Origin of the sequence: Intestinibacter sp. (genome assembly GCF_022780145.1) — a bacterium.
Lineage (GTDB): Bacteria > Bacillota > Clostridia > Peptostreptococcales > Peptostreptococcaceae > Intestinibacter.
The window spans coordinates 1-7,433 of the sequence record NZ_JALEXO010000229.1; the positions used below are offsets into that span (position 1 = coordinate 1).

At 29.8% G+C, this 7,433-nt stretch carries 6 protein-coding genes and 1 other annotated feature; of the genes, 5 read left to right on the forward strand and 1 reads right to left on the reverse strand.

Annotated features, from left to right (window positions below; translation table 11 throughout):
- The 3 genes from MR593_RS08640 to ileS all read left to right on the forward strand — a co-directional run.
- Positions 1-704 (forward strand): YlmH family RNA-binding protein (locus MR593_RS08640; protein ID WP_290691919.1); only part of this gene is annotated, 704 nt, incomplete at its 5' end.
- Between the two features lie 11 nt (positions 705-715).
- Positions 716-1,342, forward strand: a complete 627-nt coding sequence (locus MR593_RS08645; RefSeq protein ID WP_290691921.1) for a DivIVA domain-containing protein — start codon at positions 716-718, stop codon at positions 1,340-1,342.
- Between the two features lie 137 nt (positions 1,343-1,479).
- Positions 1,480-1,702 (forward strand) — a binding site (T-box leader).
- 182 nt (positions 1,703-1,884) lie between these two features.
- On the forward strand, positions 1,885-4,998 hold the full coding sequence (gene ileS, locus MR593_RS08650) for an isoleucine--tRNA ligase (RefSeq protein ID WP_290691923.1): 3,114 nt from the start codon (positions 1,885-1,887) through the stop codon (positions 4,996-4,998).
- A gap of 135 nt (positions 4,999-5,133) precedes the next feature.
- Here the strand turns inward: ileS and MR593_RS08655 are convergent, their stop codons facing one another.
- Positions 5,134-5,688: a TetR/AcrR family transcriptional regulator gene (locus tag MR593_RS08655; RefSeq protein WP_290691925.1), complete on the reverse strand. Its 555-nt coding sequence runs from the start codon at positions 5,686-5,688 to the stop codon at positions 5,134-5,136.
- 204 nt (positions 5,689-5,892) lie between these two features.
- Between MR593_RS08655 and MR593_RS08660 the strand changes: the two genes are divergently transcribed.
- Positions 5,893-6,735 carry a DegV family protein gene (locus MR593_RS08660; protein ID WP_290691927.1) on the forward strand — a complete coding sequence of 281 codons (843 nt, stop codon included), beginning with the start codon at positions 5,893-5,895 and terminating at the stop codon, positions 6,733-6,735.
- A 123-nt stretch (positions 6,736-6,858) separates the two neighbouring features.
- Positions 6,859-7,433, forward strand: a 575-nt coding sequence (locus MR593_RS08665) for a 5'-methylthioadenosine/adenosylhomocysteine nucleosidase (protein ID WP_290691929.1), incomplete at its 3' end; no start/stop codon positions are given.

Consider the following 7,433-nt stretch of genomic DNA (forward strand, 5'->3'; position numbering starts at 1 on the left):
ATAGTTGCTTGAAAAATTACGATGTAAAGACTACAGAATTTTTAAATCCCTTTGAAGTTAAAAATGCAATAGATATTTTGAACTCAGAGGGAGATTTAAAATATAAAGTAGATGGTGGATATAAAGGATCAGAAAGGCAAATAATATATATTTTTCCGTATTATATTGAAGAGGAAGAAGTAACAGGTAGTTTAAAAGCAATACAGATTGAAGGAAATTTTAAATTTAAGAGCATTTCTCATAGAGATTATTTGGGAGCTTTGCTACATTTAGGTATAAAACGAGAAAAAATTGGAGATATACTAATACATGATAACTTCTGTCAAGTAATTGTAAGTGAAGATATATGTGATTTTATAATTATTAACTTAGAGAAGGTCTCTAGAAATAAAGTAAATGTCAGAGAAATAACTGTAAAAGATATTATCAAAAATGAATTTAATTTCAAGGAAATATCTTTTACAGTTTCATCTTTAAGGGTAGATTCGATTATAAGTGGCGTTTACAATTTATCTAGAACAGAAAGTGTAAAGTTAATAAAAGGTGAAAAGGTAAACGTAGACTATGAAAAGATAACATCTCCATCTAAAGAAGTTAAATCCAAAAGTCTCGTATCAGTAAGAGGTCATGGGAGATTTATTGTTGAGGTTGGAGACTTAACAAAAAAAGGTAGGACAAAAATAAAAGTAAAGATTTTTTTATAGGAGGTTAAAAAATGATAACTCCAATTGAGATACAAAATAAAGAATTTAGAAGATCCTTTAGAGGATATAATGAAGAGGAAGTAGACGAATTTTTAAAAATAGTTACAACAGATTTTGAAACTCTTTATAAAGAAAATATGGATCTTCAAGAAAAGATAAAATTGTATCAAGAGCAAGTTAGTAGATATAAAAGCATAGAGGATACATTAAATGCGACATTAATTACAGCTCAAAGTGCAGCAGAGGATACTTGCCTAGCTGCAAATAAAAAGGCTAAGATAATAGTTGAAGAAGCTCAGCTTCAATCAAAACATATTGTTGATGAAACAAATAATCGTGTATTAGAAATGAGAAAAGAATACGACAATTTAGTAAAAGAATTTAAAGTATTTAGAAATAGATTTAAATCACTGATAGAAGATGAAATAGAGACTATAGATGAAATTTTTTCTGATGTAGATGAAAATTGTCAAATTCCTTTTAGAGAATGTAACTACATAAAAGAAGATATAGATGATACAGCTGAACTATTTACAGAAGAAATTGTTAAAGATGAAGAAGTTTCTGAAGTAGCATCTACTGAAGTAGATATAGATCAAGCAGATAAAATTGATGCTGAATTATCAAAAAACGATTAAAATTTCAATTAAATGTATAAAAAAATAAATATTAGCAATAATATAAATACAATATATAATAATAAAATATATTGATTATGTTTTCTGTTGACGAATAAAGTTAATTATTGTATAATTATCAAGTATAATTGAAAAAGAGAAAAGCTGTGATAGAGAGAGTAGACTTTTAAATAATTTACAGAGAGTTGGATTAGGTGAAAGCCAATATTTATGAGAAAGTTGAAGATCACTCTGGAGCTGTAAGCTGAAAGATTTTGTCTATTAAGCCGAGCCGGTTAGTGCCGTTAAACTATAGAGTGTTACATATTTATTTTAATATGTAAAATTAGGGTGGTAACGCGATTATAACTCGTCCCTTTGTATAGGGAGGAGTTTTTTTATTTGGTAATAATTAAACAGTAGGGCAATTGTAATTATAAAAATTATATTTTTAAACTTTTCAATTAACATAATTATTATGTTAGCTGATGATTTTATATTTTAATTGCGAAATTAAGAAAAGTGAGTAAATAATATCAAATCAAAAAAGAAAGGGTGATATTATGGCTAAATTTAAGCCTCTTGTTGATTCTTCTGTCAAAGATGCTGAAGCAGAAGTGTCAAAATATTGGAAAGATATAAACATATTAGAAAAAACACTAGAAAAAGGTCAAAACGATCCAAGTTATGTATTCTATGAAGGACCTCCAACAGCTAATGGAAACCCAGGTATACACCACGTTGTAGCTAGAACATTAAAAGACTGGGTTTGTAGATACAAAACTATGAGCGGTTACCAAGTTCAAAGAAAAGCTGGATGGGATACTCACGGTCTACCAGTAGAACTACAAGTTGAAAAAGAATTAGGGCTTACAAACAAACAACAAATAGAAGAATATGGTATAAAAGAATTCAACCAAAAATGTAGAGAATCAGTTTTCTCTTATGAAGCAAAATGGAGAAACATGACTGAAAGAATGGCATATGAAGTTGACTTAGACAATCCATATATAACTTTAGACAACAATTATATAGAATCAGTTTGGTGGATATTAGACAAATTCAATAAAGAAGGATATTTATACGAAGGACATAAAATAGTTCCTTACTGCCCAAGATGTGGAACAGGACTTGCTTCACACGAAGTTGCTCAAGGTTATAAAGAAATAAAAACTAACACAGTTATATGTAAATTCAAGAAAAAAGATGCTGAAAATGAATATTTCCTAGCATGGACAACTACTCCTTGGACTTTACCATCAAATGTTTCATTAACAGTAAATCCAGAAGTAGATTATTTAAAGGTTGCTAAAGATGGCGAAGTATACTATGTATGCAAGGATTTAGCAGATAAAGTATTAGGCGAAGGTACTTATGAAGTACTTGAAACAATGAAAGGTAAAGCTTTAGAATATATGGAATATGAACAATTAATGCCTTTCGTTGAAGTTACTGAAAAAGCATTTTATGTAACTTGTGCTGATTATGTAACTACAGAAGATGGTACTGGTATAGTTCATACTGCACCAGCATTTGGTGAAGACGACTATAACTGCGGTAGAAAATATGGTTTACCAGTTGTACAACCAGTAGATACAAGCGGTAAATTTACAGCTACTCCATGGGAAGGTCACTTCGTAATGGAAGATGGACTAGACGTTGAAATAATCAAATGGTTAGCTAATGAAGGTAAATTATTCTCTAAAGAAAAAATAGCTCATAACTATCCACACTGTTGGAGATGTGGTACTCCACTTGTATACTATGCAAATCCAAGCTGGTATATAGAAATGACTAAATTTAGAGATCAATTAGTTGCAAATAACAAAACAGTAAATTGGTATCCTAAATTCGTAGGTGAAGGTAGATTTGGAAACTGGCTAGAAAACGTAAAAGACTGGGCAGTATCTAGAACTAGATATTGGGGTACTCCACTTAACGTATGGAGATGTGAATGTGGACATACTGAATCAATAGGATCTAGAGCAGAGCTTGCTGAAAAAGCTATAGAAGATATAGATCCAGCTACAGTAGAACTACATAGACCATATGTAGATGAAATACATTTAACTTGTCCAGAATGTGGTAAACCAATGACAAGAGTAAAAGAAGTTATAGACTGCTGGTTCGACAGTGGTGCTATGCCATTTGCTCAACATCATTACCCATTTGAAAACAAAGAAAAATTCGAAAGATTATTCCCAGCAGATTACATCTGTGAAGGTATAGACCAAACTAGAGGATGGTTCTATTCATTACTTGCAATATCAACTTTCGTAATGGGTAAAGCACCTTACAAAAACGTACTTGTTAACGACTTAGTTCTTGACAAAAATGGTAAAAAGATGAGTAAATCAAAAGGAAACACAGTAAATCCATTTGAATTATTCGATAAATACGGAGCAGATGCTTTAAGATGGTACTTATTATATGTATCACCACCATGGACTCCAATCAGATTTGACGAAGCTGGACTTAGAGAAATACAAAGTAAGTTCATAGGAACTATGAAAAACGTATATAACTTCTTCACATTATATGCAAATACAGATGACATAGATCCAAAAGATTTCTTCGTTGAATACAAAGATAGACCAGAGCTTGACAGATGGATATTATCTAAATTCAACAGCTTAGTAAAAGACACTGTAGAAAACCTAGAAATATTCGAAGTTAACAGAGTAATAAGAAATATACAAGCCTTCATAAACGACGATTTATCTAACTGGTATATAAGAAGATCTAGAAGACGTTTCTGGGCTACAGAATTAACAGAAGACAAGAAAGCTGTTTACAACACTACTTATGAATTATTAACTGGATTATGCAGATTAATAGCTCCATTTGCTCCATACATGTCAGAAGAAATGTACAGAGATTTAACAGGTGAAGTATCAGTTCACTTAGCTAGCTATCCAAAATGCGATGAAAGCTTAATCGATGCTAAGCTTGAAGAAAAAATGGAATTAACTAAGGCTTTAGTTGCTTTAGGTAGAGCTTCAAGAGAAGAAAGCAAAATAAAAGTTCGTCAACCAGTATCAAAGGTATTAGTTGATGGTAAATACGAAGATTTAATAAAAGATGTTGTAGATCTTATAAAAGAAGAATTAAACGTAAAAGAAGTAGTGTTTGCTAAGAACTTAGAAGAATATATGAACTTCAGCTTAAAACCAAACTTCAAGGTATTAGGACCAGTTTTAGGTTCTAAGATGAAGGTATTTGCTGCTGAATTAGCTAAACTTGATGCAAATGAAGTAGTTCCTAAATTAGAAGCAGGTGAAAAAGTAGCTATTGATTTAGACGGAGAAACATTTGAATTTGATAAAGATCAAGTTTTAATAAACATATTATCTAAAGAAGGTTTCGACGTTGCTATGGCAAATAATATATTCGTTATATTAGATACAAACTTAACTGAAGACCTTGTAAATGAAGGATATGCAAGAGAATTCATATCTAAGGTTCAACAAATAAGAAAAGCAAGCAACTTTGAAGTTTTAGATAATATAGATATAGAATTCAATGGTGATAGCGAAATAGCTAAGGCTGTTGAAATATTTGCAGATTATATCAAGACAGAAACATTAGCAGTTGAAATAAAAGCAGTTGATGCAGCTGACTTTGAAAAATACGACTTAAATGGACATGAAACAGGTATAAAAGTTACTAAAAAATAATATTTAAGAAATCAATAGTATAAAAATATATAAAAGGAACTGATTTGACGATTATTTCAAATTAGTTCCTTTTTAATATGTAAAAAAATATACTAAAGAAAGAAAAGCCTTCAAATTATTAATAAGAAGACTTTTTTATTTTAGTTTGTCGATTAAGAATCTAGATATTTCTCCATAAGGAAGTTTTTCTGTTTTTAATAGACTTTGCACAACTAATCCGTCTACAATAGAAATCATTAAAAATGATATAGGATATGAATCGTCTTTAAATCTAGTTCCATTTTTTATTTCTAATTCTAATGCCTTTCTCCATTCAATATATTTAATTTTAAATCTCTCTTTAAGAACTTCATTGCCGGTGATTGCTTCACAAATTAAATACATATGTATTCTTCCGTGATTTTCTATATCAGCGATTTTATTTAATACTACAGATATAAATTCCTCTGTAGTTGAATGGAAACCTGCATTTTGTAGACATTCAATTAAAGCATTTGTTATTACCTTTAAATGCATCTCTGCCATATCACAAATTATATCGTCCTTACTAGAGTAGTGGTAATATAAAGTTCCTTTACTAATACCTACTTCTTTGGCTATATCTGCAAGACTAGTGTTTTTTATACCCTTTTTAGCCATTAATTTTGTAGATGTCGCCAAAATAGTTTCTTTCATATTATTGGGTTTCATAGCTTATAACCTTTCTCTTTTAATTATATATAATAAGAAAATAAATTTATTTAAATTATAATAGTAGATTAAAATAAAGTCAAATTCGAGAATTAAAGAAATAGTTAAATATATTGACTTTTAATAGATAAAAGAATAAAATAATATTAGAAATCGGTCGTTTGACCGACTGAAAAAATAATTATATGTAAGTGAGGAATAAAAATGGATAAAATTAAATTAGTAAGTGATGGTTCTTGTGATCTTTCAGAAGAAGTTATAAAAAAATTTAATATTAGTGTAGTACCTCTTGGCGTGTCTTTTGGAGAAAAACATTACACTGCTGGAGTTGATATAGATAATAAAGAGTTTTATAAAAAGATGAAAGAAAGCAAAGAATTACCGAAGACATTTTGTCCATCTCCAGAGAGCTTTTCTAAAGAGTTTGAATGTGAAGAAGACAAAATAATTGTATTAACTTTAAGTTCAAAATTATCTGGAACATATAATAGTGCTGTTCTTGCAAGAGATTTGTACTTATCAGAACATGATGAAAAGGATATTAGAATAATTGATACTGAAACAGGATGTATAGGAGCAGGGCTTTTATTGATAAAGGCTTCAAGAATGATAAATGAAGGTAAAAATATAGATGAAATAGTAGAGACTATTGAAGGTCTTAGACAAAAGATTTATTTTTATGGGACATTAGAAACTCTAGAAAATGCTATAAAAGGTGGAAGAATAAACCCACTAGCAGGTAAAATAATAGGAGCTTTAAATTTTAAAGCGATAGTTCAAATAACTGAAGGTATTGTAAAACCTATAGATAAGGCTAGAGGAGAGAGTAACAGTATCAAAAAAGTAGCAAATTATATAACTTCAAATGTAGAAGATGCTAAAGGAAAAATATTATGCTTAGTTCATGCAAATTGTCCAGAAAAAGCAGATAAATTACTTTCTATAATAGAAAAAACTCATAAATTTGATGAAATTTATATAAGCGAGGTAGGTCCTGTAATGGGAACTTATACTTCACAAGGAGCTGTTTTAGCAGCAGTATTATAGAATATACTAAAAAATTTAAGAAATATATTGACACTACAACATCTTTTTTATTTAATATATTATTGAGGGAATCGTTCTATTTTAGGACGATTTTTTTTAGAAAAATATTTATAGGAGGTAACGATGAATAAAATAGGAATAATCGGAGCTATGGATAAAGAGGTTAAAACATTAATTAGCCTTATGGAAATAGAAAAAACAGTAGATAAAGCGAGTTTAAAATTTTATATAGGTAGCTTAAAAGGAAAAAATGTAGTATTAGTGCAATGTGGAATAGGGAAAGTAAATGCTGCGCTATGTGCTCAAATACTTATAAGTGAATTCGGCGTTCAAGCAGTTGTTAATACAGGTGTTGCAGGTGCTATACATTCATCTCTAGATGTAAACGATATAGTAATATCTACAGAGGCTATAGAGTACGATGTCGATGCTAGAGCATTTGGATATGAAAAGGGTCAAATACCTCAAATGGAAAACTCAGTATTTAAAGCAGATGAAAAATTAATAGAAGCTGCTTACAAGTCAAGCTTAGAGCAAGTAAAAAATCAAGACTTTAAAATCGTAAAAGGAAGAGTTGCTACAGGAGACATATTTATAAGCTCAAAGGAATTAAAAGACGAGCTAGACAATGATTTTAAGGCTTATTGTGGAGAAATGGAGGGTGGAGCAATTGCCCATGTATGTACTTTAAATAATAC

Excerpts from the sequence above, each read along its gene's own strand:
- MR593_RS08645 (WP_290691921.1), top strand. The coding sequence starts at position 716 with ATGATAACTCCAATTGAGATACAAAATAAAGAATTTAGAAGATCCTTT.
- MR593_RS08655 (WP_290691925.1), bottom strand. The coding sequence starts at position 5,688 with ATGAAACCCAATAATATGAAAGAAACTATTTTGGCGACATCTACAAAA.
- MR593_RS08660 (WP_290691927.1), top strand. The coding sequence starts at position 5,893 with ATGGATAAAATTAAATTAGTAAGTGATGGTTCTTGTGATCTTTCAGAA.
- ileS (WP_290691923.1), top strand. The coding sequence starts at position 1,885 with ATGGCTAAATTTAAGCCTCTTGTTGATTCTTCTGTCAAAGATGCTGAA.